The sequence below is a fragment of the Streptomyces sp. NPDC046915 genome (assembly GCF_040644935.1).
In the GTDB taxonomy this organism is placed as follows: domain Bacteria; phylum Actinomycetota; class Actinomycetes; order Streptomycetales; family Streptomycetaceae; genus Streptomyces.
Window position 1 is genome coordinate 422093 of the sequence record NZ_JBEYXB010000007.1, and the last position, 24120, is coordinate 446212.

Here is a 24120-nt window from a genome sequence, read left to right on the forward strand (position 1 = left end):
CGCGGGCGGGTGGTCCGCCGGTCGGTCACATGGCCGACGGATCCTGCGGCCCCCGCCCCGACAGCACCTCGCCGTACGCCTGCATCAAGTCGGGAAGCCGCAGGGTGGCCAGGTCGTCCCGGGTCAGCATCCCCGGATACGTGGACAACCGCAGATCCCGGTACGCGCAGCTCTTCTCGTACAGCGTGCGCAGGAACCGCCCGTTCCCCAGCTCGTCGATCCACCCCTGCTCGACGACATGCCCGGCGATCGACCGCAGCTCGTCCAGCGCCTCCTCGTCCCAGACGTCGCCGTTCTCCGTGGCGAGCACCTCGCCGATCGAGGTGAGTTCGAGGGGACGGTAGGAGGGGAAGTCGACGCGGGTGGTGAAGCGGGAGGACAGCCCCGGGTTGGCGGCCAGCAGCCGGTCCATGCCCTCCGGATAACCGGCGAGGATCACCACCAGGTGGTCGCGGTTGTCCTCGGCCCGCTTGAGCAGCACCTGGAGGGCCTCGTCGCCGTACGCGTCGCCCTTGCCGTATCCCGAGTTGGACAGCGAGTACGCCTCGTCGACGAACAGCACCCCGCCGATCGCGGAGTCGATCAGCTCGTTGGCCTTCACAGCCGTCTGGCCCAGGTACTCCCCGACCAGGTCGGCCCGCTGCGCCTCCACGAGGTGGTCGCCGCCGAGCAGGCCGAGGGCGTAGAAGACGCGGCCGAGGATGCGGGCGACGGTGGTCTTGCCGGTGCCCGAGGGGCCGGAGAAGACGAAGTGCCGTTTCGGCGGCTGGACCGGCAGCCCCTGCCCGGCCCGCAGCCGGGCCATGTTCAACTGCGCGGACAACGCCTTGACTTGGCGCTTCACGGGCTCCAGTCCCACCATGCGCTCCAGTTCGGTGAGCGCCTCCTCCAGCAACGCGGGGTCGGTGGGCCCGGCGGGCAGCGGCGAGGACGGCATGACCGTCTTGGCGCGCACCGCCGGATCGGTCACCGAGGGCATCGCACCGGCCGGCGGCAGGTCGGCGTCCGTCAGCCGCAGGTCGCGGCCCTCGGTCCCGAAGAGCGGGTCGAGCACGTCGGGGCCGTCGACGGTGTCCTGGCCGATTCCGGTGAGTGTGATCGCCGCGAGGTCGACCGCGTCCTCGTATCCGTCGCCCTCGGCGATGGCGGCGAGCCGGGCGGCGGTGTCCATGAAGGCCGGATCCACGCGGTGCACCGCCCGGTACAGGGGGAGTGCGGCGGCGCTGCGGCCGGTGCCCTCGTGCGCCCGGGCCAGCCAGTACCTGAGCTCCTTGCGCTGCGGCTGCTCGCTGCGGCAGCGCATGAGGGCCGCCGACAGCAGCGGCTCGGCCTGTCCGTACATCTCCAGGCGGACCCGGGCCATGCCGCCGAACAGGCCCGCCTCGATGCCGAGCAGGGGGTCGTCGAGCAGCGGGTCGGTGTGCCGGACCAGCTGTTCCCAGTCCTTGACCAGGTAGGCGCGGCAGGCGTGCAGGAAGCGGACCTGTGGGTCGGTGTCCACCGGCGGCAGCCCGGCGAGGGCCCGGTCCAGCTCCGGGACGTGGCGGCCGTCCAGCCAGTGCGAGGCGTGCGCGAGCAGCAGGTCGCGGGGGCTTTCGAGCACCGGCTGCACCCACCAGCCCAGCCAGTACCAGGAGTTGAGGGTCCGGCGGTGGCGGGTGCGCTGCTCCCCGAAGCGGTCCCGGTGCCGGAACATCCTGAGCAGGGCGGTCGTCGTGTCGACGCGCAGCGCGTGCAGCCCGAGCCAGCCGTCGGCCATCCCGGGATCCATCCGCACCGCGGCGCGGAACTCCTCCTCCGCCGACGGGTAGGCACCCATCGTGTAGGCGTCCACACCTCGCAGCCAGGCGAGGTCGGCCGGGGCCTCGGGGCCCCGCGTGCCGAAGTCCATCACGTCCCCCACAAACCGTGCCCCCGTAGGTTCACCGACCGGACCCTCGCCCGATGGCAGCCTTGGTCGAACCGCTGTACCGCGGACCGGAGTTGCAGGTGCGCGAAGCAGCAGTTCGATGGTCGCACCGAAGGCATCGTACCCGCGTGGCATCCCCCCGCCGAAGGGTGCGGCACGAGCCGTTCGGCGAGGTGGGAGCAGACGGGGCGCACACGCAATGGTGACCCTGGGTGAGCGAATGGCGGCGCATGGCACCCGAAAATCGGGCCGCGGGCAGAACGAAGCCCCCGATCACGGGGGAACAACCGGGGGCTTCGCGTAGGCGGGCGGCTTCGAAAGGCCGCACATTGAGAACGTAAGACCTGTACGGCCCCCCGGTCAAGCCGAGTTGAGGCACTCGAACAAGTTCTCAGACAGGGGCCTTCACAACTTCAGCACACCGCGGACGGTCCATCACCCTGGGTGACATCTTGGTCCGGTCCAGGAGACACACCAGGCCCCGGCAGCACCTCGTACCCCTCCTGTGACTGTCGTACCAGCAGATCGGCGTACGGCCGCGAGGGGTCGGCGGCGAAGTGCGCGTGTTCCGCTCGGACCCATCCGGCCCAGAAGTCCCGCTGCTCCGCCCCGTCCCGCAGCCGCCCCCTCGTCCAGGAGTCCTCGCGGGGCAGTTCCATCCACAGCAGCCGCGCGAGGTGCGGGCGCAGGGCGCGGCGGCCGGCGCCGACCCCTTCGACGAGGAGCACGGGCGCGGGCGGCAGCGCGCGGGACGGACCGAAGCGCCGGGCGCGCCAGTCGTACGGCGTGTAGCGCGCGGTCTCGCCGCGGCCGAGCGGCTCGATCACCTGGGCGAGCAGGCGCCCGGTCCAGTCGAAGAGTTCCTCGTGGGTGGCGATGTCGTCGAGGTGCAGCACGGGCGCCCCGCCCAGCGCGGTGGCCAGCCGTCCGGCGAACGTGGACTTGCCGGAACCGGCGTGCCCGTCGACGCCGACGATGCGGACCGGCCCGCAGGAGGGGGGCAGCGCGCGCAGCCGGGAGGCGAGGTCGTGAATGGCGATTCCTGAGGTGTGGTGCGGTGTGGGGGGTTTTCCGGAAACATTCTAGTAGCGGCCCATAGCGGCCGTACCGGTGGGTCCGAAAACGTCACACCTTGAACCACCGGCTGGCAGCCAGTCAAACTCGCCGATTAATACCCGAATCTGCTGACCGATATGTCGAATTCGGCGTTCCCGCTGTGCCCGCCGCTGAGTAAGGTGCCTCCTGCGCAACTGCGACGCGTCGTACGGGGACGGACAGGGGTAGATGGCCGCGGAGTTATTCGAGGGGCAGTATGTGTGGCATCCGGCGGCCGACGACCGTGTGCTGGCGAGCGTATGCGTCGACGTGCGCGCCGGACGTTATCGAAGCGCCCACGAAGCCCTGACCGAGACGGGCACGGACTTCGGTCTGCGGGCCCACCGCTCCCTCGTCCTGGCCTCCGAGGCCGCCGGCACCGACCTGGTGGAGCGCTGGCTGGCCGAGGAGCCGACGCCCGAAGCCGCGCTGATGTGGGCGCGGGTGGCCGTGCAGCGGGCACTGAGGGCCGCCGACGCCCGGGACGAGCGGGCCGAGGCGCTGGAGCGGATCGCGCTGGCCGCCTGCGACCGGGCCGCCGCCCTGGCTCCGGCCGACCCCACACCCTGGGTCGCCAAGCTGGCCATGACCCGGCTGCACCGGCTGCGCGACCCCGCGCCGCACGGCCTGCTCACCGCCCCGCCCGGCCCCTGGCGGCTGTTCGCGCACGTGCTGTCCCTCGACCCGTGGCACCGCGAGGCCCACCACCGCTTCCTGTCCTTCTTCTTCACGCGCCACGGCGGCTCGGTCAACGCCGCCTGGGACGTGGCCGCCTTCCTCAGCCAGCGGGCGCCCGCCGACTCCCCACTGCGGCTGCTGCCCCTGGTCGCCCTGGTGGAGAGCTACAACCCGACCCAACTGCTCGCCGACCGCGTGTGGGAGCAGCCCCAGTGGCGCTCCACGGCACTCGCGATCTACCACAACTGGCTGCCCACGGTGGCCGGCTACCGCCACACCCCGGTGCTCGACCTGGCCTACCTCGCACACGCGCTGGTCATGGCCCAGCGCGAGTTCGAGGCCCGGGCGGTCCTGACGGCGATGGGCCCCTATGCGTCCCGCATGCCCTGGAGCGCCTTCGGCGACCCCGCGGAGCAGCTCTCCCGTGCCCGGCGCGCCTGCGGCCTGCCGGTGCCGGGGCCCGCATGACCGCCCGACTTCTGCTCGTCTCCCTACCCAGAGAAAGGTCGATCTGTGTCAGAACGGATATCGACTCCACGGGCGAGAGCCCGCGGGGGAGAGGACCCGGCCGCGCTCGACGACGACGCGACCCTGCACGCGATGGGTTATCCGCGGAAACTCACCCGCCGTTTCCAGGCGTTCGACAATTTCGCGATCTCCTTCACCATCATCAATATCATCTCGGGAATTTTCTCGTCCTTCGGCTACGGAATGAATGCGGGTGGCCCCCGCATTCTGGTGTTCGGCTGGATCGGCGTCTCGATCATGGTGCTCTTCATCGGCGCGGCCATGGCCGAGGTGGCCTCGGCCTATCCGACGAGCGGGGCGCTGTATTTCTCCGCCGGTAAACTCGCCAAACGCCACAAGGGCGCCTGGTCCTGGTTCACGGGCTGGCTGAACTTCGTGGGCCAGATCGGCGGCACCGCCGCCACGGGCTACGCGGCGGCTACCTTCATCCAGGCCTTCGTCGCCCTTCAGTGGGACTCCTACGAGCCCACCGTCCACCAGACGGTCCTGATCACGGCCGTGATCATCGTGCTTCAGGGGCTGGCCAACACCTACACCGTCCAACTGGTCGCCGTCCTCAACCGGATTTCCGTGTGGTGGCTGCTGGTCGGACTCGTGGTGATCGTGACCACACTGATCGTGATGCCGGACCACCACCAGTCGGCGTCCTTCGTGACCCATTTCGTGAACAACACCGGCTTCACCAACGGACTTTACGGCGGGATGCTCGGGCTGCTGGTGACCAGTTGGACCTTCACCGGCTTCGACGGCAGCTTCCACATGTCCGAGGAAACCGTCCAGGCGACGGTGAACGCACCCAAGGGGATCACCCGTTCGATCGGGTATTCGGCGATCACCGGGCTGATCCTGATGCTGGCATTGGTCTACAGCATCGGTGACTACGCCAAGGTGGCGGGTTCGTCCGCGCCGCCCGTCCAGATCCTCATCGACGGTCTCGGCATGGGATGGGCCAAGGCTCTGCTGCTGATCGTGATCGGCTCGATGCTGTTCTGCGGCCTGGCCAACCTCACCAGCAACACCCGGCAGATCTTCGCCTTCTCCCGGGACGGTGCCATGCCGGGCTCCCGCTGGTGGCACTCGGTCTCGCCGCGCACCCGTACCCCGGTCAAGGCGGTGTGGCTGGCGGTGGGCTGCTCGCTCGTGCTGGTGCTGCCGGGCTGGTGGTCGCACACGGCGTTCACGGCGATCGTCAGCGTCAACGTCGTCGGGCTGTTCCTCGCCTACGCCGTGCCCATCTTCCTGCGGCTGCGGCTCGGCGACGAGTTCCAGCCCGGGCCCTGGCACCTGGGCCGCTGGGGCCGCCCGATCGGCTGGCTGGCCGTGGTCTGGATCCTGCTCAGCAGCGTGCTGTTCATGCTGCCGCAGGCCTCCCCGATCACCGTCGACTCCTTCAACTACGCGCCGATCGCACTGGCCGTCGTCCTGCTGGTGGCCACGGTGTGGTGGTTCGCCACCGCCCGCCGCCGCTTCCAGGGCCCGGTCAGCTACGGCCGCCCCGACGAGGTCGCGGCGATGGACCTCGTCTGACCCTCGCACCACGGCCCCGGCGCGCGCACCTCACAGGCGCACGCCGGGGCCGTGCCGTGCCGCGGGACCGCCAGTGGCGGAGACCAATATTCATGGGCGTGGCGCGGGCCGAAGTGCTGGCAGGGGCATGCCGCCTGCTTCATAGTTGCCGCACAGCCGTGCATCGGACCGCCCGAAACCAGACACCTGGGGGTCTTCCGCCCATGAGCACAGCCGAACAGCCATCCCGCAGAACCGTCCTGGCCGCGGCCGTCGCCGCCGCGGTGATCTCCGGAGCCGGCCCCGCGGCCGCCGCGGCCGGGGATGACGCCGAGGACTCCGGCCACACCCCGGGCGGCCACACCCCGGACCGCCCCGTCGACTACCACGCCTGGACCTCGTACTCCGACTGGCGCGGCGGTACGGCGAACGGCACCCGTGCCGTACCGGGCCCTCGCCCGGGGCTCGTGATCGGTACCCCGGCCGGCAGCACCGACTACACGGACCCGCACACCGGCACGACGGCCGCCTGGGAGTACGCCACCTGGACCTCGCCAGTGCACCGGCTCTCCGTCCCCGCCACCGAGACGATCGCCTCCTGGAACGCCCACACCCCGGCGGGCACCTGGCTCCAGGTCGAGCTCCAGGGCACGTACTCCGACGGCACCGACACCCCCTGGTACGTGATGGGCCGCTGGGCGGCCGGCGACCAGGACATCAAGCGGACCTCGGTGGACGACCAGACCGACGGCAAGAGCACGATCTGGACCGACACCTTCGCCATCGACGACGCCACCACCGGTCTGCGCCTGGTGTCCTACCGGCTGCGGCTGACCCTCTACCGCAAGCCCGGCACCGAGCTCACCCCCGTCGTCCGGCGCATCGGTGCCATGGGCTCCGACATCCCCGACCGCTTCACCGTCCCGGCCTCCACGCCCGGCCTGGCCCGGGAACTGATCGTCCCGCGCTACTCGCAGGAGATCCACACGGGCCAGTACCCCGAGTACGACAACGGCGGCGAGGCCTGGTGCAGCCCCACCTCCTCGCAGATGATCATCGAGTACTGGGGCGGCCGGCTCACCCCCGAGCAACTGTCCTGGGTGGACCCGTCCTACGCCGATCCGCAGGTGTGTCACGCGGCCCGTTCCACCTACGACTACCAGTACGCCGGCTGCGGCAACTGGCCGTTCAACGCCGCCTACGCGGCCACCTTCCGGGGCCTCCAAGGTGTGGTCACCCGGCTCGGTTCGCTCACCGACCTCGAGACGCTGATCGCGGCCGGCATCCCGGCCATAACGTCCCAGTCCTTCCTCAAGACCGAGCTGACCGGCGCGGGTTACGGCACCTCGGGCCACCTGATGACCGTGATCGGCTTCACCGCCGAGGGGGATGTGATCGCCAACGACCCGGCCTCGCCCGGCGACGCGGCGGTACGGCGCGTGTACCTGCGGCGGGAGTTCGAGAACATCTGGCTCAGGACCAAGCGGTACAACGCGAGCGGCAAGGTCGTCTCCGGCACGGGCGGCGTCTGCTACCTGTACTTCCCGGACCGTCCGACCCCCCGCCGGCGCAGGGCGCTCGCGCGGGTGGGGGTGTGCTGACCGGCTGCCTGTGACCAACGTCTCCGTCGCGAAAGCCACCATCGGTGGCAAGGTGGACAGAACGGTGGGGGGAGTCCACCCGGCACGACAGACCTCAGCGAGACGCCATGACCGCACATTCAGCCACCGCCGCCCGTCCCCGGACCCGCACGGGCGGCCCGCAGGACGACGGGCCCAAGATCCTCGAGCACGTCATGGGCTGGGTCCTGGTCGCGGTGATCGCCATGCTCGTGACCCGGCTCGGCCTGCTCTGACCTGAGGGCCCGGTGACCACCGTGGCCTGAAGGCCCGGTCGGACAAGGGTTGTTCAGCGGGCGCGAGATGTTGTTCTGACATACTGCCGATGTCCCGCAGCCCGCCCGAGACCAGGGTCCGAATTGAATATGAGGCAACAGGGTGCCGCCGTCCGTCCCCGGGCGCGCGGTACCGAGCGTTCCGCGGCTCGTCGTGCCGAACTCATCGCCATCGGGCGGAAGTTGTTCGCCGACACGTCCTACGACGCGCTGTCCATGGATGACATCGCCCGGCAGGCGCATGTCGCCAAGGGCCTGATCTACTACTACTTCCGGTCCAAGCGCGGCTACTACCTGGCGATCATCCATGACTCCGTCGCCGGCCTGGTCACCCACGCCGCGAGCGGTCTCGACATCCCGGCCGTGGACCGCGTCCACCGCACCATCGACAGCTATCTGCGCTACGCCGAGCACCACCAGGCCGCCTACCGCACCATCGTCAGCGGCGGAGTCGGCTTCGACACCGAGGTGCACGCCATCCGGGACGGCGTGCGCGAGGCGATCGTGACCACCATCGCCGAGGGGGCGTACGGCCGCAGCGAGGTCGCGCCGCTGGCCCGCATGGGCCTGCTCGCCTGGGTGTGCAGCGTCGAGGGCGCCACCCTGGACTGGATCGACCACCCCGACCTGTCCCGCGAGACCATGCGCACGCTCCTGGTGAAGACCCTGGGCGGCGCCCTGCGCGCCATCGAGGAACTGGACCCCGCCTACCCGGCCCCCGCACCGGCCCGCCGGGACGCCTGACGCCCGTGAGGGCGGACCACGGGGACTAGACCACCGCCCCCTGGTTTGAGCCAATTTTCCGGGGTCGGGAATTCTGGGGTGGCTTCTTGAAGTGAGCGGTCGTTAACTGGTGACGAGAGGTCGCTGATCGGGCATACTCACAGCGCACAGCCGCTGGTCAGCGGCTTCCGAGATCCGGGAGCGCGCGCATCGGCCGGACCAGACACACCAGGCGGCGCCGCCCCACCCAAGGCGCACGTCCGCCGATGCGCCCGACAGGGAGGAGAGCGTCGCCATGCCCGACCGCGCCCCGCAGCCGGTGGACCGGCAACTGCCCACGGACGAGGCCCGGGATCTGATCTCGCTCGTCCGCGACATCGCGCAGCGCGAGATCGCGCCCAAGGCGGCCGAGGAGGAGGACGCCGGACGCTTCCCGCGCGAGGCATTCACCCTGTTGTCGCAATCGGGCCTGCTGGGTCTGCCGTACGACTCCGAGTACGGCGGTGGCGACCAGCCGTACGAGGTCTACCTCCAGGTCCTGGAGGAGCTCGCGGCGGTCCGCCTCACCGTCGGCCTCGGCATCAGCGTGCACACCCTGGCCTCCTACGCCCTCGCCGCCCACGGCACCAAGCAGCAGCAGGTCGAGCATCTGCCCGCGATGCTCGGCGGTGGGCTGCTCGGCGCGTACTGCCTCTCCGAGCCGTCCTCGGGCTCGGACGCCGCCTCGCTGCGGACGAAGGCGGTCCGGGACGGCGACGACTGGGTGATCACCGGCACCAAGGCGTGGATCACGCACGGCGGCATCGCCGACTTCTACACGGTCATGGCCCGCACCGGCGAGGAGGGCCCGCGAGGGATCACCGCGTTCCTGGTGCCCGGTGACGCGGAGGGCCTGAGCGCCGCGGCGCCGGAGAAGAAGATGGGCATGAAGGGCTCGCCCACCGCCCAGGTCCACTTCGACGGCGTACGCGTCCTGGACGAGCGCCGCATCGGCGAGGAGGGCCAGGGCTTCGCCATCGCCCTGTCCGCGCTCGACTCCGGCCGGCTGGGCATCGCGGCCTGCGCGATCGGTCTGGCGCAGGCGGCGCTGGACGAGGCGGTCGCCTACGCCACCGACCGCCGGCAGTTCGGCCGCCCGATCGCCGACTTCCAGGGCCTGCGCTTCATGCTCGCCGACATGGCCACCCAGGTCGAGGCGGGCCGCGCCCTGTATCTGGCGGCGGCGCGGCTGCGGGACGCCGGCCGGCCGTTCGCCAAGCAGGCGGCCATGGCCAAGCTGCACTGCACCGACACCGCCATGCGCGTGACCACCGACGCCGTGCAGATCCTCGGCGGATACGGCTACACCGCGGACTTCCCGACGGAGCGCTACATGCGCGAGGCCAAGGTCCTGCAGATAGTCGAGGGCACCAACCAGATCCAGCGGATGGTCATCGCCCGTCACGTCGCGGGGCCGGAAGGCCGCTGAACTGCCCGAGGGCGACCGGCGGGGCCGCCAGCCTGACCCACTCCGGGTCGTGGCGGCCCGGCAGGGTGCGGCCCCGGTCCGCCCAGGCGCGCATCAGATCGCGGTAGATGGGCGGGTCCTGCGGCGGGGGCGGCGGGACCGATCCCGTGGGCGGGGGGACGAACACGCGGTACTGACGCCCGGTCGCCGATTGTGTGGGGGTCATACCAGGGCAACGCCCGCACCGGCGGGCAGGTCACCGCCCGGCGGAATCGGGAGTGCGTTCGCGGCCGTCCCACTCCGGGTCTGGTCTCCGGCGACCGTCTGACGTACCGTCAGCCCAGCCGCCGCCAGGGAGGTGCCGTGCCCGACGACCGTCCCGTACCGCTCGACGAGTACCCCGTGCACCAGGTGCCCCTGTCGATGAAGCACGTCGCGACGGGGGACCGCAACGCCTACGACCGCTGCATCTTCCACGTCCTCGACCACGAGGGACGCGCACTGCTGATCGCGGGCCTCGGGGTGTACCCGAACCTGGGCGTGATCGACGCCTACGCCACCCTGCGCAGGGGCGACACCCTGCACGCCGTCCGGGCCTCGGACGCGCTCGGCGAGGACCGGACGCGCCTCGCCGTCGGCCCGCTCCGGATCGAGGTCGAGGAGCCGCTGCGACGGCTGCGCCTGGTCTGCGACGACGACACGCTCTCGTACGACCTGACCTGGACCGCCGAGTTCCCGGCCCTGTGGGAGCCCCACCACCTCCAGCGGCGCGGCGACCGGCTCACCCTCGAGGGCCGCCGCTTCGTCCAGGCGGGCGGTGCGGCCGGGGTGATCCGCGCCGGGGGCGAGGAGTTCCGGGTCTCCGCCACCGAGTGGACCGGCACCCGCGACCGCAGCTGGGGGGTGCGCCCCGTCCCGGGGGAGGAGGGCGGCCGGCTCGCCGAGGACCACCCGACCGAGGGCTTCCACTGGATCTGGTGCCCGGTCCGCTTCGCCGGCCGCTTCCTGATGGTCGTCACCCAGGAGGACGCCGACGGCTACCGCACCCTGAACGACGCCACCCTCGTCCACCCCGGCCGGCGCGATCGCCAACTCGGCTGGCCCCAGGCCGAGATCACCTACCGCCCCGGCACGCGCGACCCCGAACGGGCCCTGATCCTCCTCGGCGACGCGCGGAAGCCCCGGGAGCTGGAAGTGGAGATCCTTACCTCCTCCCCGCTCGCCGTCGGCGCCGGCTACCCACCCGCCGACGACTGGCAGCACGGCACCTGGCGCGGACGCGGCTGGACCGACCGGTGTACGTACGACCTCTCGGCCCCCTCGGCCCACCCCCTGGCCGCCTACGGAGTCACCGACCACGCGGCCCGCTTCCGGCTCGACGGGCAGACCGGCCACGGGATCTTCGAGCACGGCTCGTTCGGCCGGCACGACCCGAGCGGCTTCACCGGCTTCGACTCGGTCGCACCCTGAAGTCGCCAGTTGAAGTCGCCAGTTGAAGTCGGCCGTTGAAGTCGGCCGTTGAGGTCGGCCGTTGAAGTGGCCCCCTGAAGTCGCCCGCCGAAGGAGGGAAGATGGCCACGGCACCCCGCCCGCGCACCACCACCCGCGACCCCGAGGACCTCGCCCGCCGCCTCACCGCCTGGCTCGGCACCCGCCTGCCCGGCGCCAAGGCGGTCGGGATCGCCGTCCCGGCGTCCAACGGCATGTCCAGCGAGACCCTGCTCTTCGACATCGAGCATCCCGAACCGCCCGTGCGCGCCTGCGCGTTGCGGCTCGCCGCGGACCCGGCGGCGTACACGGTCTTCCCCGAGTACGACATGGTCCGCCAGTACCGCACCCTGCGCCTGGTCGCCGAGCGCACGGACGTCCCGGTACCGCGCGTGCTGTGGCTCGAGGAGGACCCGGAGCCGCTCGGCGCGCCCTTCTTCGTCATGACGCGGGTCGAGGGACGGGTGCCGCCCGACGTCATGCCGTACACCTACGCGGGGAACTGGCTGCACGCGGCGAGCGACGAGGAGCGTGCGCGCCTGGAGGCGGCCACCGTGCGGCTCCTGGCCCGGCTGCACGACCAAGTACCGCCCCAGGAAGCGGAGTTCCTGGTGCTCCCGGGTGCGGGGGACCCGCTGCGGCGGCACGTCGACGCCCAGCGCGCGTACTACGAGTGGGTCGTCGACGGCGTCGCCCGCTCGCCGCTGATCGAGGACGCCTTCGACCGGCTCGCGCAGCTCTGGCCGCGCGATCCCGGCACACCCGTGCTCAGCTGGGGCGACGCACGCATCGGGAACATCCTGTACGACGACGGTTTCACGCCCGTGGCCGTCCTCGACTGGGAGATGGCGGCCCTGGCCCCGCGCGAGACCGACCTCGGCTGGATGATCTATCTGCACCGCTTCTTCCAGGACCTCACGGCCGCCTCCGGACAGCGCGGGCTGCCCGGCTTCCTGCGCCGCGACCGGGTCGAGGCCCGCTACGCCGAACTCACCGGCCACACCCCCCGGGACATGGAGTTCCACATCCTGTACGCGGCCCTGCGGCACGCGATCGTGATGCTGCGCGTCGCCCGCCGACAGGTGTACTTCGGCGAGGTGCCCCTGCCCGCGGACCCGGACACACTGATCCTGCACCACGGCAGCCTGCGGGCCATGGTGCAGGGCAGCTACGGGGATGCGGCGGGGTGACCGGCTCAGGCGGCCCGGCGCATCGCCGGCACACGCATCGGGCGTGAGCCCGGGCCGCCGACGTGCGAGAAGGGCTGCGTCCGCCAGTTCAGGCCCTGCGGCAGGGTCAGCAGGAGCGCGGTGTCCTGCTCCTGGGGACGGAAGGACTCGTCCGCGGGGCGGGCGTCGGCCGCGAGGCGGCCCGTACCGGCACACACCGTGAGGCCGAACGGGTTCCACGGCGAGGCGCACAGCGCGTGCTCCGGCAGGATCTCCTCGTCCGCCAGCAGGGCGATGGGCTGCGCGCAGTCCGGGCAGATCACCCGGTACATCTCGAAGGTGTCATAGGCGTCGAGTTCCTCGACGTCCGCATCGAGCGTGTCGTCGAAGACGTCGGGTTCGACGCCCTCCGGCGCGGGCTCGACGGCCGGCTGCTGCCGCTTGGGCATGCTGCGACCAGGGCGCTTAAGACTCTGCATGGGATTCTCCCCCTAAGGCTGGGCCGTGAAGGCACTGCGGCCTCGACCACAGCAAGCACTTCCCGTCCGCTCTCGGCGGTAATCACGAGAGCATCACGGAGCCCGTCCACCGGCTGTGGCGTTCGTCACATGCCGCCCGCAGGTGCCCGGTGCGGTGTGTTTGTCCCTCAGCCGGCTCACAGCGGGCTCTCGGGGACATCACGAACCGGGCATGACCTGGGCTGCTCAGGTATCCGAGGAGATCGGGCGCACTGTAGGTTTTGGCGCCATGGAGGAGCTGGACCGTCAGATCGTGCAGCTGCTCGTCAAAGACGGGCGGATGAGCTACACAGACCTGGGCAAGGCCACGGGCCTGTCCACGTCGGCCGTGCACCAGCGGGTGCGCCGGCTGGAACAGCGTGGCGTCATCCGCGGCTACGCCGCGGTCGTCGACCCCGAGGCCGTCGGGCTGCCCATGACCGCCTTCATCTCGGTCAAACCGTTCGACCCCAGCGCTCCCGACGACATCGCGGACCGGCTCGCCGACGTCCCGGAGATCGAGGCCTGCCACAGCGTCGCGGGCGACGAGAACTACATCCTCAAGGTCCGCGTGGCCACCCCGCACGAGCTGGAGGAACTGCTCGCCCGGCTGCGGTCCCTGGCCGGGGTGTCCACCCGTACGACGGTGGTGCTGTCGACACCGTACGAGGCCCGGCCGCCGAAGATCTGAGGCGGCGGGGGTGCGGCGGCCCCGCCTGCGACGTACCGGGTGCCGCGCGAGAGACTGTCGGGCATGAGTGAACGACCCGCCGCCGACCCCAAGACCGTCCTCCTGCGCCGCGGAGAGGTGCACAGCCCCGCCGACCCCTTCGCCACCGCGATGGTCGTGGAACGCGGCCAGGTCGCCTGGGTCGGCTCGGAGGGTGCCGCCGACGCCTTCGCGGACGGGGTCGACGAAGTGATCGACCTCGACGGCGCGCTGGTCACCCCGGCGTTCACCGACGCGCATGTGCACACCACCGCCACCGGGCTCGCGCTGACCGGCCTGGACCTGTCCGACGTGCCCTCGCTGGAGGCCGCCCTCGCCCGGGTGCGGGACTTCGCCGCCGCCCGCCCGGACGACCGCGTGCTGCTCGGCCACGGCTGGGACGCCGCCCGCTGGCCCGGCGGCCGCCCCCCGGCACGCGCGGAGCTCGACGCGGCCACCGGCGGCCGCCCGCTGTACCTCTCCCGTATCGACGTCCACTCGGCGGTCGTCACCAGTGCACTGCTCGACCTGGTTCCGGGCGAGGTGTCCCGCGCCGACGCCCCGCTCACCCGCGACGACCACCACGCCGTCCGCTCCGCCGCGTTCGCCGCCGTCACCCCCGCGCAGCGCGTCGAGGCGCAGCGGGCCGCCCTCGCGCACGCCGCCTCCCTCGGCATCGGGTCCGTGCACGAGTGCGGCGGGCCGCAGATCTCCTCCGAGGACGACTTCTCCGGCCTGCTGAGGCTCGCCGCCGAGCAGCCGGGCCCGCGGGTCACCGGCTACTGGGCGGAGCGCGACGCGGAGGGCGTCACCAGGGCGCGGGAGCTGGGCGCGCTCGGCGCCGCGGGCGACCTGTTCGTCGACGGCGCGCTCGGCTCGCACACCGCCTGCCTGCACCAGCCGTACACCGACGCGGACCACACCGGCACCGCCTACTTCGACGCGGTCGCCGTCGCCGAGCACGTCGCCGCCTGCACGGACGCCGGCCTCCAGGCGGGCTTCCACGCCATCGGGGACGCCGCCGTCAGCACCGTGGTCGAGGGTGTCCGGGCCGCCGCCGAGAAGCTCGGCCTCGCCCGGGTCCGGGCCGCCCGGCACCGTGTCGAGCACGCCGAGATGCTCACCCCGGAGACCATCGCGGCCTTCGCCGAACTGGGCCTGACCGCGTCCGTCCAGCCCGCCTTCGACGCGCTGTGGGGCGGCGAGGACGGCATGTACGCCCGGCGCCTGGGAGCGGAGCGGGCCCGGACCCTGAATCCGTTCGCCGCCCTGCTCCGTGCGGGCGTTCCCCTCGCGTTCGGTTCCGACAGCCCGGTCACCCCCCTCGACCCCTGGGGCACCGTCCGCGCGGCCGCCTTCCACCGCACGCCCGAACACCGGATCTCCGTGCGAGCCGCGTTCACCGCGCACACGCGCGGCGGCTGGCGGGCCGTCGGCCGGGACGACGCCGGGATCCTGGTGCCCGGGGCGCCCGCCGACTACGCCGTCTGGCGTACCGACGCGCTCGTCGTCCAGGCCCCCGACGACCGGGTGGCGCGCTGGTCGACCGACCCCCGCTCCGGCACCCCGGGGCTGCCCGACCTGACCCCCGGCCACGACCTGCCCGTCTGTCTTCGGACCGTCGTGGGCGGACGGACGGTGTTCGTACGGCCGGGCGAGTGATCTACCGGGGTGGCGAGGCGGCGATCGGCCGCCGCGGCCCCGTCGCGCGACCTGCGCATCCTCGCCTCTGACCAGGCGATTGATCCTGTTCCCGCAGGTCAGGAGAGTGTTGACAGTCAGCGGCGGCGGGCCGGTAGGTTCGGCCGAGTCCACCACCGGACGCCCGACCGGGAAGCATTTCGCGTACGCGTCGCAGCGCCGCTGGGTCAGGGACGGTGTGCCGCACCGGGGCACCGTCGCTGGGAGCCAGGCTCAGCGCCCGCGCCGACGCGGGAACGCTTCCGACCGGGTCGGGAAGGTGTGACCCGGGTGGGGCCCGGTCGCTCAGTAGACAACGGCTTTCGGTCGATCCGCAGCCAGCGGGTCCCAGGTCGGCCCGAAGGGCGCCGGGCCCCCATCCGCAGCCGGAGGCGGAACGAAAAGCACATTCTTACCCCGTTCTTGGGGAATCGACACCGCCTTCCGCACGAGCCGTCGCTTCGGCGCAGGCAGCGGCCACTATGGTGGACCCTGCGTACGACATGTGAAGGGGCAGCAGTGAACGACGGCGACGGGACCCTCGCGGCACAGGACCGGGCGAGGCAGTTCGGCCCGCTCGGCACGGCCTTGGTGATCATCCCGACCTACAACGAGGCGGAGAACGTCAAGTCCATCGTCGGCCGGGTGCGCAAGGCCGTCCCCGAGGCGCATGTGCTGGTGGCGGACGACAACAGCCCCGACGGCACGGGCAAGCTCGCCGATGAGCTCGCCGTCGAGGACGACCACGTCCAGGTGCTGCACCGCAAGGGCAAGGAGGGCCTCGGCGCCGCCTACCTCGCCGGCTTCCGCTGGGGCATGGACAACGGCTACGGCGTACTGATCGAGATGGACGCCGACGGCTCCCACCAGCCCGAGGAACTGCCCCGTCTGCTGACCGCCCTCAAGGGCGCCGACCTCGTGCTCGGCTCCCGCTGGGTGCCCGGCGGCCGGGTGGTGAACTGGCCGAAGTCCCGCGAGTTCCTCTCCCGTGGCGGCTCCACCTACTCACGGCTCATGCTCGACGTGCCGATCCGCGACGTGACCGGCGGTTTCCGTGCCTTCCGCCGCGAGACCCTGGAGGGCCTCGGACTCGAAGAGGTGGCCTCGCAGGGCTACTGCTTCCAGGTCGACCTGGCCCGGCGCGCGGTCAAGGCCGGCTACCACGTGGTCGAGGTGCCCATCACGTTCGTGGAGCGGGAGCTCGGCGACTCCAAGATGAGCCGCGACATCGTGGTGGAGGCGCTGTGGCGGGTCACGGCGTGGGGCGTGGGGGACAGGCTGGGCAAGATCACGGGCAAGGGCGGGCAGGCTCGCTGATCACGCGGTTCACCAGGGTTCACCGACCCCTTATCCCGCACTGAGCCGGGTCCGGGCACACTGGTGGCATGACGACTGGCGTTCCGACCTCTCAGCAGCCCAGCACGCGGCCCCGGCGTTCCCGGCTGCGCACCTTCCTGCCGCTGGGGATCGCCGCCTGGGTGGTGCTGGAGATCTGGCTGCTGACGGTGGTCGCGGGCGCGGCCGGCGGCCTCACGGTGTTCCTGTTGCTGGTGGCGGGCCTCGTCGCCGGTTCCGTGGTCATCAAGCGGGCCGGCCGCCGCGCCTTCCGGAACCTCAACGAGGCCTTGCAACGGGGCGGCTCGCCCTCGAAGGGCTCCGGCAACGGCCTGATGATGCTCGGCGGCCTGCTGCTGATCATCCCCGGCCTGATCTCGGACGCGGTGGGCCTGCTGCTGCTGATCCCGCCGGTCCAGAAGGCCCTGAGCAGCTACGCCGAGCGCACGTTCGACCGTAAACTCCGCGCGGCCGTGCCCGGCAGCCTGGGCGACGCCTTCCAGCAGGCGCGGATCCACCGGTCCGACGGGAAGGTGGTGCAGGGCGAGGTGATCAGGGACGAGCCCGCGGACACCTCCCGTGAGCAGCGACCTCCGCTGACCCGCTGAACGTGACTCGCCGGCCCCTCCCCGGGAGGGGTGCAGCACGAAAACCGCGGGCGCCGTACGCACACTTCTCGTACGGCGCCCGCGGTTGACTCACGTGCGCTGAAAATCCGTCGCGTCCCTGTTCGGGACTACGCCGACTTGCGGCTGTCCCGGGGGTGAACCGCGATGTTCATCGCCCCGGAGCGCAGTACCGCCAGACGCTCCTCGAGGACCTCTTCGAGTTCCTCGCGGGTGCGTCGCTCCATCAGCATGTCCCAGTGCGTACGCGCGGGCTTGGCCTTCTTCTCCTCAGGGCCGTCGCCGTCCACCAGGAGCGCAGGGGCTCCGCAGACCTTGCACTCCCACTCCGGCGGGATCTCCGCCTCCACCGAGAAGGGCATCTCGAACCGGTGCCCCTTCTCGCATGCGTACTCCACGGCCTGGCGGGGCGCCAGGTCGATGCCGCGGTCCGTCTCGTAGCTGGTCACCACGAGGCGCGTACCGCGAAGAGCTCGCTCACTCATGAATCGTGCCTCCCGGGCTTGTCGCCCACAGGACAGGTGTCGCTGTCGTCGTCATCCGGTCAACGTCCGGTCGGCGGTAAAGATTCCCGTTCGGTGTCCCGTTCCGGGTCATGCATCGCCGTCGTAGCCGCCCCTTGTTGTACCCACCAGCGCCCGGTTTGTCACATCTGAAAGCAGATGTCACCTAGCGTTTCGGCTTCTTTGACGCGCAGTAACGGTACGCCTGGCAGGCCAAACGCGTACACTACCTCCCTTTCGTGTTGAGCGCTAAATCTTCTCCGGAACAGGATTGCCCGCCTCTCCGATCGCCTGCCGTACCGGGACCCGTGCGAGCAGCGCGAACCCGATGACGAAGAAGGCCACGAGCGAGATGATCGCCGAGCGGTAGCTGCCGGTCAGCTGGTAGGTGACACCGAACAGCAGCGGCCCGAGCCAGCTCATCCCGCGGTCGCTCATCTCGTACGCCGCGAAGTACTCGGCCTCCTTGCCGGGCGGGACCAGATGTGAGAACAGTGACCGGGAGAGCGCCTGGCTGCCGCCGAGGACCAGCCCGATGCCCGCCGCGAGCACGAAGAACCACACCGGCGCCCCGGCGGGCAGGAAGTATCCGGCGCCCAGCGTGAACGTCCAGGCGACGAGTGATCCGAGGATCGTCCGCTTCGCCCCGTACGTCCGGGCCAGCCGCCCCATCGCCAGGGCGCCGGCGACGGCCAGCACCTGCACCAGGAGCACGGCCCCGATGAGCGTCGACTGTCCGAGCCCCAGCTCCTCGGAGCCGTAGACCGAGGCCTGGGAGATCACCGTCTGGATGCCGTCGTTGTAGACGAGGAAGGCCAGCAGGAAGGCCAGCGTCAGCGGGTGGCGGCGCATGTCCCGGACGGTGGCCCTCAGCTGCCGCAGCCCGGGGGCGGTGGCCTCCCGCACCGCCCCGGCGCCGCGGTCGCGCAGCCGCCGCAGCGGTACGAGCGTGAAGGCGCCCCACCACAGACCGGCCGACGCCAGACAGACACGGACCGCCGCCGTCTCGGAGAGCCCGAAGGAGTCGTGCGCGGAGTACAGCACCAGGTCGCCGATCAGCACCAGGGAGCCGGCCGCGTAACCGAAGGCCCAGCCCCGGGAGGAGACCGCGTCGCGTTCCTCGGGCGGGGCGATCTGCGGGAGGTAGGAGTTGTAGAGCATCATCGCGACGGACTGCGCCGCGTTCGCGACGATCAGCAGGACGCCGCCCAGCAGATAACGGTCGCCGTCGAGGAAGAACATCCCGGTCGTCGCCGTCGCGCCCACGTACGCGGCGGCCCCCAGGAGCGGCTTCTTGCGGCCGGTGCGGTCGGCCGCGCTGCCCACGAGGGGCATCACCACGACCGCCACGATCACCGACAGGGACACCGAGTACGCGAAGAAGGACCCGGCCCGGACCGGCACGCCCAGCGGGTGGACGAAGCCGTCGGCGTCCGCCGCCGACTCGGCGACCGACGTCAGGTAGGGGCCCAGGAACACGGTCAGCACGCTCGTCGAGTAGACCGAGCACGCCCAGTCGTAGAAGTACCAGCCGCGCTGCTCGCGGCGCCGCCCGGCGGCCTCGTCGGCCGCCTGGGCCTGCACGGTGTCGGTGCCCACCCGTGCCCTCGCTTCCCCGCTGAAGTGCCGTGCGAAGGGCCCTGTTCCGGGGGTCCCGGCGCCGGGGGGCCGGACCGCTCAGACCCAGACGCCCCGGTCCTCCATGACCTTGCGCAACGTGTCGATGTGATCGGTCATGATGCCATCGACCCCGAGGTCGAGGAGCCGGTGCATCCGCTCCGGTTCGTTGATCGTCCACACGTGCACCTGGAGCCCGTGCGCGTGGGCGACGCGCACGAAGCGGTGGTCGACCACCGGGACACCCGACTGGGACTCCGGCACCTGTGCGGCGACCGCGGACCGGCGCACCGCCGCGGGCAGCCCCCACGAGCGCAGCCGGAGGTTGAGCACCCCGCGCGTACCGAACGACGTGGCCAGGCGCGGCCCGGCCAGCCGCTGGGCGCGCAGCACCCGCGCCTCCGAGAAGGAGCCGACGCAGACGCGGTCCCAGGCGTCTCTCCGCTCGATCAGCGCCAGCAGCGGCCGCAGGGCGGGCTCCGCCTTGCAGTCGACGTTCCAGCGGACGCCCGGGAAGGTCTCCAGCAGCTCCTCGAAGAGCGGCACCGGCTCGCGGCCCGCCACGCGCGCGTGCCGGACGTCCTCCCAGGGCAGGTCGGCTATCCGCCCCGCACCGTCCGTGACCCGGTCCAGGGTCGCGTCGTGGAAGGCCACCAGCTCCCCGTCCGCCGTGGCGTGCACGTCGGTCTCCATGTACCGGTAGCCGAGATCCACCGCGCGGCGGAACTGCGCCACGGTGTTCTCCAGGCCGTCGGCGGCCCCGCCCCGGTGCGCGAAGGCGATGGGGCCGGGGTGGTCCAGGTACGGGTGGCGGATGAGCGTCGTCACCTGCGCAGTATCACCCTCTCGGGTGACCCGGTGGCAACCACCGTGCTGCCACCGGATGCCGACGGGACGGCGAACAGCCGCAGGAACAACTGGGCCAGCGGACCGATCGACAGCGCGTACAGCACGGTGCCCAGCCCGACGGTGCCGCCCAGGACGAACCCGGTGGCCACGACCGTGAGCTCCACGGCGGTGCGGATCAGCCGGATCGAGCGGCCCGTGCGCCGGTGCAGCCCGGTCATCAGACCGTCACGCGGACCGGGGCCGAAGTCCGCGGCGATGTAGAGGCCGGTCGCCGCGCCGTTGAGCACGATGCCGGCCACCAGGAGCGGGATCCGTACGGCCACGGCGTGCACCTCGGGCAGCGCGGAGAGCGTGGCGTCCATCGCGGCGCCGATCACCAGGACGTTGGAGACGGTGCCGAGACCGGGGCGCTGGCGCAGCGGCACCCACAGCAGCAGCACCGCCGCGCCCACGATCGTGAGCACGACGCCCATGCTCAGTCCCGTGAGCTTCGCGAGGCCCTGGTGCAGGACGTTCCACGGCTCGAGACCGAGACCGGCCTTCACCAGGAGCGCGCTGCTCGCGCCGTACAGCGCGAGTCCCCCGTACAGCTGGATCAACCGCCTCGCCATGTGGTGCTTCGCGGACAAAGGATCCCCCCGGGTGGTGGTAGTGGCCTGACGCGTGCCACTCTGTGGCTTGGAAAGACAAGCCATCCATGGCCAATCCGGAGAAGGTGGACTGATCGTCATGGCTCAGTGGACCTCGGCAGTGGGTGCCGCGCAGCTCGCCCGGCTGCTCAACTCCCAGCAGGACCGCCCGGCCGGCCCCGGTACCCGCCGTCCGCCCGCCTACCGGGCACTCGCCGACGGCATCCGGCTGCTGGTCCTGGAGGGCAGGGTGCCGGTGGCCGCCCGCCTGCCCGCCGAGCGCGAACTGGCGCTCGCCCTCTCCGTCAGCCGCACCACGGTCGCGGCCGCCTACGAGGCACTGCGCACCGAGGGCTTCCTGGAGTCCCGGCGCGGCGCGGGCAGCTGGACGGCGGTCCCGGCGGGCAACCCGCTGCCCGCCCGCGGTCTGGAACCCCTGCCGCCCGAGGCGCTCGGCTCGATCATCGACCTGGGCTGCGCGGCCCTGCCCGCCCCCGAGCCATGGCTCACCCGTGCCGTACAGGGCGCCCTGGAGGAACTGCCGCCGTACGCCCACACGCACGGCGACTATCCGGCCGGCCTGCCCGCGCTGCGCTCGGTGATCGCCGAGCGGTACACCGCGCGCGGGATCCCGACCATGCCCGAGCAGATCATGGTGACGACCGGCGCGATGGGCGCCATCGACGCGATCTGCCACCTCTTCGCGGGCCGCGGCGAGCGCATCGCCGTGGAGTCGCCGTCGTACGCCAACATCCTCCAGCTGATGCGCGAGGCGGGCGCCCGGCTCGTACCGGTCGCGATGGGCGAGGGGCTCAGCGGATGGGACATGGACCGCTGGCGCCAGGTCCTGCGGGACGCCGCGCCCCGGCTCGCGTACGTCGTCGCCGACTTCCACAACCCCACCGGCGCCCTCGCCGGCGAGGACCAGCGGCGCCGGCTGGTGGACGCGGCCCGCTCGGCGGGCACGGTGCTCGTCGCCGACGAGACGATGACCGACCTGTGGCTCGACGAGGACCTCGACAGCTCGGTGATGCCACGCCCGGTGTGCGGCTTCGACCCGGCCGGCTCCACGGTGATCACGGTCGGTTCGGCGAGCAAGGCCTTCTGGGCCGGGATGCGCATCGGCTGGGTGCGGGCGGCCCCGGACGTGATCCGCAGCCTGGTCGCCGCGCGCGCCTACGCCGACCTGGGAACGCCCGTCCTGGAACAGCTCGCCGTCAACTGGCTGTTCACCACCGGCGGCTGGGAGCAGGCGGTGGACCTCCGCCGCGCCCAGGCCCGGGAGAACCGCGACGCCCTCGTCACCGCGATCCGCCGCGAACTGCCCACCTGGGAGTTCCAGGTCCCCAGCGGCGGCCTGACCCTGTGGGTGCGCGCGGGAGGCCTGTCGGGCTCGCGGCTCGCGGAGGCGGGGGAGCGGGTGGGTGTACGGGTCCCGTCGGGCCCGCGCTTCGGGGTCGACGGCGCCTTCGAGGGCTATGTACGGCTCCCCTTCACGGTCGGCGGAGCCGTCGCGGAGGAGGCGGCGGCCCGGCTGGCCGCGGCCGCGCGCCTGGTGGAGACGGGCGTGAGCAACGGAACGGAATCACCGCGCACGTTCGTGGCCTAGGGGGTTTCGTTCTCACGAGCTCTCGGCCGGCACGGCCTCCGCGGGCACCGGCCGGGCCTCCACCGGCTCCGGCGCCCGCTCCACCGCCTCCGCCGGGGTGGTCCGCGGGGGCAGCAGCGCCACCACCCTCCGCCGGTCTGCCTCATCGGTGTCGTCGTCGTACGGGTCGGGCGTCGAGGGCACCTGCAACCGGTGCACCGGTCCGTGGCCCAACCGCGCGTATCCCCGCCCCGGCGGCACCTCGGCCGGCGGTGTGGTGTGCGGCGGCACGCCCAGCACGTCGGCCAGTTGCTCCGCCGTCGCGGGCCCGAGCACGACACGCGCGCGCGTGTGCTGCCGTACCGCCGCGCTCAGCACGTCGGCGCTGTCGAACTGCTCGGCCACGGCCACGGTCACATTGGCCGCCCGGCCGTGCCGCAGCGGCACCTGGAGCAGCCCCTGCGGATCCTTGCGTCCGTCCGCCGCGGCCACATGGGAGAGGGTGCTCGGCCGGTCCAGCAGGATCCACAGCGGCCGCCTGGTGTCGTCCGGCGGCGGATGACCCGCCTGGCGCGTCCGGTTGACGGCGATGAGCCGGCGCTCCGTCTCGTGCGCGGCCCACTCCAGACTGGCCAGCGCCCCGGCCAGTCCGCACTCCACCGCGAGCACCCCGTCGCGCCCGGTCAGGCAGGCGTACTCGCCGGTGCCGCCCCCGTCGACGATCAGCACGTCACCGTGCTGGAGGGCCTGGAGCGCGACGGACCGCAGCAGGGTCGAGGTGCCGCTGCCCGGCCGGCCCATGGCCAGCAGGTGCGGCTCGGTCGAGCGCAGGCCGGTGCGCCACACGACGGGAGGAACGTCCCGCTGTTCCTCGCCGAAGGAGAGGGGCAGGGTGCGCTGGACCTCGGTGGGGTCGGTGAAACCGAGGACCGTCTCGCCGGGCGCGGTGACGAACCGCTGGGCGGCGATGCCGGCGGGCAGCGGGGCGAGGACGGTGACGGTGAGTTCGTTGCCCTCCTGGTCCCACATGAAGTGGTACTCCCGGCCCCGCCCGGTCTTCGCGGCGAGCAGCGCCTCGACCCGCGCGCGGGCCGCGCTCTCGCCGTCCGGGAAGTACGCCGGGTACCGGATCAGCAGGTGCCCGACGCGTCCCACGCCGTCGAACTCGTGCGCGGCGAAGGCCTGCTCCCAGTCCCCGCCGTGCGCGTACAGGGGAGCCGGGTCGTCGGCGGCGGAGAAGTGGGGGACGAGAGCCTCGTACAGCGACTGGAGGCGCTGGGTCTGGGACTCGTCGGGTCCCGCCGGCCCGGTTGCTGTGCGGTCCCGTCCGTGCCAGGCCGCCGCCGCCATCAGTGTGATGGCGGCGAGCAGCGGTCCGTACGGCACCAGGGCCACGACCATGACCGCCGAGGCCGCCAGGAACAGCAGTGGCCCGCGCCTGTCCTTGGGCGTCTCCGCCCATCTGTGCCGGCCGGCCGCGGCCAGCCGGCGCAACCCGCGTGTGACGGTGATCAGCGGGTGGAGGACGTCGGTGGCGCTGTCGGCCGCGGTCCGGGCCAGCTCCCGGCTCCTGGCGATGTGCGCGCCGCCGGTGCTCAGAATGCGGGGAAGAGGGCGCCGGGCCACTGCTGTCTCCTGGGGGTGCGTACG

Annotated in this window: 21 protein-coding genes; 13 read left to right on the forward strand and 8 right to left on the reverse strand. The window is 72.1% G+C overall.

The window, feature by feature from the left end:
• Positions 1–25 precede the first annotated feature (25 nt).
• A complete protein-coding gene (locus ABZ915_RS20990) occupies positions 26–1891 on the reverse strand; it encodes an AAA family ATPase (protein WP_361804947.1) in 1866 nt (621 codons plus the stop codon).
• Between the two features lie 431 nt (positions 1892–2322).
• Entirely contained in the window at positions 2323–2943 is a 621-nt protein-coding gene (locus tag ABZ915_RS20995) for a hypothetical protein (RefSeq protein ID WP_361805129.1), read from the reverse strand.
• A 250-nt stretch (positions 2944–3193) separates the two neighbouring features.
• Here ABZ915_RS20995 and ABZ915_RS21000 point away from each other — a divergent pair, with 250 nt between their 5' ends.
• The 8 genes from ABZ915_RS21000 (at position 3194) to ABZ915_RS21035 (ending at position 12458) form a co-directional block, all read left to right on the forward strand.
• Positions 3194–4150, forward strand: coding sequence for a hypothetical protein (locus ABZ915_RS21000; RefSeq protein WP_361804949.1), 957 nt, complete (start codon positions 3194–3196; stop codon positions 4148–4150).
• Positions 4151–4195: 45 nt separating this feature from the next.
• On the forward strand, positions 4196–5737 hold the full coding sequence (locus ABZ915_RS21005) for an amino acid permease (protein WP_361804952.1): 1542 nt from the start codon (positions 4196–4198) through the stop codon (positions 5735–5737).
• Positions 5738–5940: 203 nt separating this feature from the next.
• Positions 5941–7317: a peptidase C39 family protein gene (locus ABZ915_RS21010; RefSeq protein WP_361804955.1), complete on the forward strand. Its 1377-nt coding sequence runs from the start codon at positions 5941–5943 to the stop codon at positions 7315–7317.
• 107 nt (positions 7318–7424) lie between these two features.
• Complete coding sequence (locus ABZ915_RS21015; RefSeq protein ID WP_361804958.1) at positions 7425–7571, forward strand: SCO1431 family membrane protein; 147 nt, start codon at positions 7425–7427, stop codon at positions 7569–7571.
• A gap of 123 nt (positions 7572–7694) precedes the next feature.
• Entirely contained in the window at positions 7695–8354 is a 660-nt protein-coding gene (locus tag ABZ915_RS21020) for a helix-turn-helix domain-containing protein (RefSeq protein ID WP_361804961.1), read from the forward strand.
• 274 nt (positions 8355–8628) lie between these two features.
• On the forward strand, positions 8629–9801 hold the full coding sequence (locus ABZ915_RS21025) for an acyl-CoA dehydrogenase family protein (RefSeq protein WP_361804964.1): 1173 nt from the start codon (positions 8629–8631) through the stop codon (positions 9799–9801).
• A gap of 342 nt (positions 9802–10143) precedes the next feature.
• Positions 10144–11250, forward strand: coding sequence for a hypothetical protein (locus ABZ915_RS21030; RefSeq protein ID WP_361804967.1), 1107 nt, complete (start codon positions 10144–10146; stop codon positions 11248–11250).
• A 101-nt stretch (positions 11251–11351) separates the two neighbouring features.
• On the forward strand, positions 11352–12458 hold the full coding sequence (locus ABZ915_RS21035) for a phosphotransferase family protein (RefSeq protein WP_361804970.1): 1107 nt from the start codon (positions 11352–11354) through the stop codon (positions 12456–12458).
• A 5-nt stretch (positions 12459–12463) separates the two neighbouring features.
• Here ABZ915_RS21035 and ABZ915_RS21040 read toward each other — a convergent pair whose 3' ends face one another.
• A complete protein-coding gene (locus ABZ915_RS21040) occupies positions 12464–12916 on the reverse strand; it encodes a hypothetical protein (RefSeq protein ID WP_361804973.1) in 453 nt (150 codons plus the stop codon).
• A 268-nt stretch (positions 12917–13184) separates the two neighbouring features.
• Here ABZ915_RS21040 and ABZ915_RS21045 point away from each other — a divergent pair, with 268 nt between their 5' ends.
• The 4 genes from ABZ915_RS21045 (at position 13185) to fxsA (ending at position 17266) form a co-directional block, all read left to right on the forward strand.
• Positions 13185–13625 (forward strand): Lrp/AsnC family transcriptional regulator, encoded by a 441-nt coding sequence (locus ABZ915_RS21045; protein ID WP_361804976.1) that lies wholly within the window; start codon positions 13185–13187, stop codon positions 13623–13625.
• 63 nt (positions 13626–13688) lie between these two features.
• Positions 13689–15305: an amidohydrolase gene (locus ABZ915_RS21050; protein WP_361804979.1), complete on the forward strand. Its 1617-nt coding sequence runs from the start codon at positions 13689–13691 to the stop codon at positions 15303–15305.
• Positions 15306–15842: 537 nt separating this feature from the next.
• Complete coding sequence (locus ABZ915_RS21055) at positions 15843–16640, forward strand: polyprenol monophosphomannose synthase (RefSeq protein WP_361804982.1); 798 nt, start codon at positions 15843–15845, stop codon at positions 16638–16640.
• A gap of 68 nt (positions 16641–16708) precedes the next feature.
• On the forward strand, positions 16709–17266 hold the full coding sequence (gene fxsA / locus ABZ915_RS21060) for an FxsA family membrane protein (protein ID WP_361804985.1): 558 nt from the start codon (positions 16709–16711) through the stop codon (positions 17264–17266).
• Positions 17267–17394: 128 nt separating this feature from the next.
• Here fxsA and ABZ915_RS21065 read toward each other — a convergent pair whose 3' ends face one another.
• The 4 genes from ABZ915_RS21065 to ABZ915_RS21080 all read right to left on the reverse strand — a co-directional run bounded on the left by ABZ915_RS21065 (position 17395) and on the right by ABZ915_RS21080 (position 20864).
• Positions 17395–17769 (reverse strand): RNA polymerase-binding protein RbpA, encoded by a 375-nt coding sequence (locus ABZ915_RS21065; RefSeq protein ID WP_009187548.1) that lies wholly within the window; start codon positions 17767–17769, stop codon positions 17395–17397.
• A gap of 267 nt (positions 17770–18036) precedes the next feature.
• Positions 18037–19386, reverse strand: a complete 1350-nt coding sequence (locus ABZ915_RS21070) for an MFS transporter (protein ID WP_361804988.1) — start codon at positions 19384–19386, stop codon at positions 18037–18039.
• Positions 19387–19464: 78 nt separating this feature from the next.
• Entirely contained in the window at positions 19465–20232 is a 768-nt protein-coding gene (locus tag ABZ915_RS21075) for a glycerophosphodiester phosphodiesterase (protein ID WP_361804991.1), read from the reverse strand.
• A complete protein-coding gene (locus ABZ915_RS21080) occupies positions 20229–20864 on the reverse strand; it encodes a hypothetical protein (protein WP_361804994.1) in 636 nt (211 codons plus the stop codon). The genes ABZ915_RS21075 and ABZ915_RS21080 overlap by 4 nt, the downstream gene beginning before the upstream one ends.
• Before the next feature lie 118 nt (positions 20865–20982).
• On the opposite strand from ABZ915_RS21080, the gene ABZ915_RS21085 reads away from it, so the two are divergent.
• Positions 20983–22491, forward strand: coding sequence for a PLP-dependent aminotransferase family protein (locus ABZ915_RS21085; RefSeq protein WP_361804997.1), 1509 nt, complete (start codon positions 20983–20985; stop codon positions 22489–22491).
• Positions 22492–22503: 12 nt separating this feature from the next.
• Here ABZ915_RS21085 and ABZ915_RS21090 read toward each other — a convergent pair whose 3' ends face one another.
• Positions 22504–24096: a hypothetical protein gene (locus tag ABZ915_RS21090; protein WP_361805000.1), complete on the reverse strand. Its 1593-nt coding sequence runs from the start codon at positions 24094–24096 to the stop codon at positions 22504–22506.
• Positions 24097–24120: the final 24 nt, after the last annotated feature.

Excerpts from the sequence above, each read along its gene's own strand:
- ABZ915_RS20990 (WP_361804947.1), bottom strand. The coding sequence starts at position 1,891 with ATGGACTTCGGCACGCGGGGCCCCGAGGCCCCGGCCGACCTCGCCTGG.
- ABZ915_RS21000 (WP_361804949.1), top strand. The coding sequence starts at position 3,194 with ATGGCCGCGGAGTTATTCGAGGGGCAGTATGTGTGGCATCCGGCGGCC.
- ABZ915_RS21010 (WP_361804955.1), top strand. The coding sequence starts at position 5,941 with ATGAGCACAGCCGAACAGCCATCCCGCAGAACCGTCCTGGCCGCGGCC.
- ABZ915_RS21015 (WP_361804958.1), top strand. The coding sequence starts at position 7,425 with ATGACCGCACATTCAGCCACCGCCGCCCGTCCCCGGACCCGCACGGGC.
- ABZ915_RS21025 (WP_361804964.1), top strand. The coding sequence starts at position 8,629 with ATGCCCGACCGCGCCCCGCAGCCGGTGGACCGGCAACTGCCCACGGAC.
- ABZ915_RS21035 (WP_361804970.1), top strand. The coding sequence starts at position 11,352 with ATGGCCACGGCACCCCGCCCGCGCACCACCACCCGCGACCCCGAGGAC.
- ABZ915_RS21040 (WP_361804973.1), bottom strand. The coding sequence starts at position 12,916 with ATGCAGAGTCTTAAGCGCCCTGGTCGCAGCATGCCCAAGCGGCAGCAG.
- ABZ915_RS21045 (WP_361804976.1), top strand. The coding sequence starts at position 13,185 with ATGGAGGAGCTGGACCGTCAGATCGTGCAGCTGCTCGTCAAAGACGGG.
- ABZ915_RS21050 (WP_361804979.1), top strand. The coding sequence starts at position 13,689 with ATGAGTGAACGACCCGCCGCCGACCCCAAGACCGTCCTCCTGCGCCGC.
- fxsA (WP_361804985.1), top strand. The coding sequence starts at position 16,709 with ATGACGACTGGCGTTCCGACCTCTCAGCAGCCCAGCACGCGGCCCCGG.
- ABZ915_RS21065 (WP_009187548.1), bottom strand. The coding sequence starts at position 17,769 with ATGAGTGAGCGAGCTCTTCGCGGTACGCGCCTCGTGGTGACCAGCTAC.
- ABZ915_RS21080 (WP_361804994.1), bottom strand. The coding sequence starts at position 20,864 with ATGGCGAGGCGGTTGATCCAGCTGTACGGGGGACTCGCGCTGTACGGC.
- ABZ915_RS21085 (WP_361804997.1), top strand. The coding sequence starts at position 20,983 with ATGGCTCAGTGGACCTCGGCAGTGGGTGCCGCGCAGCTCGCCCGGCTG.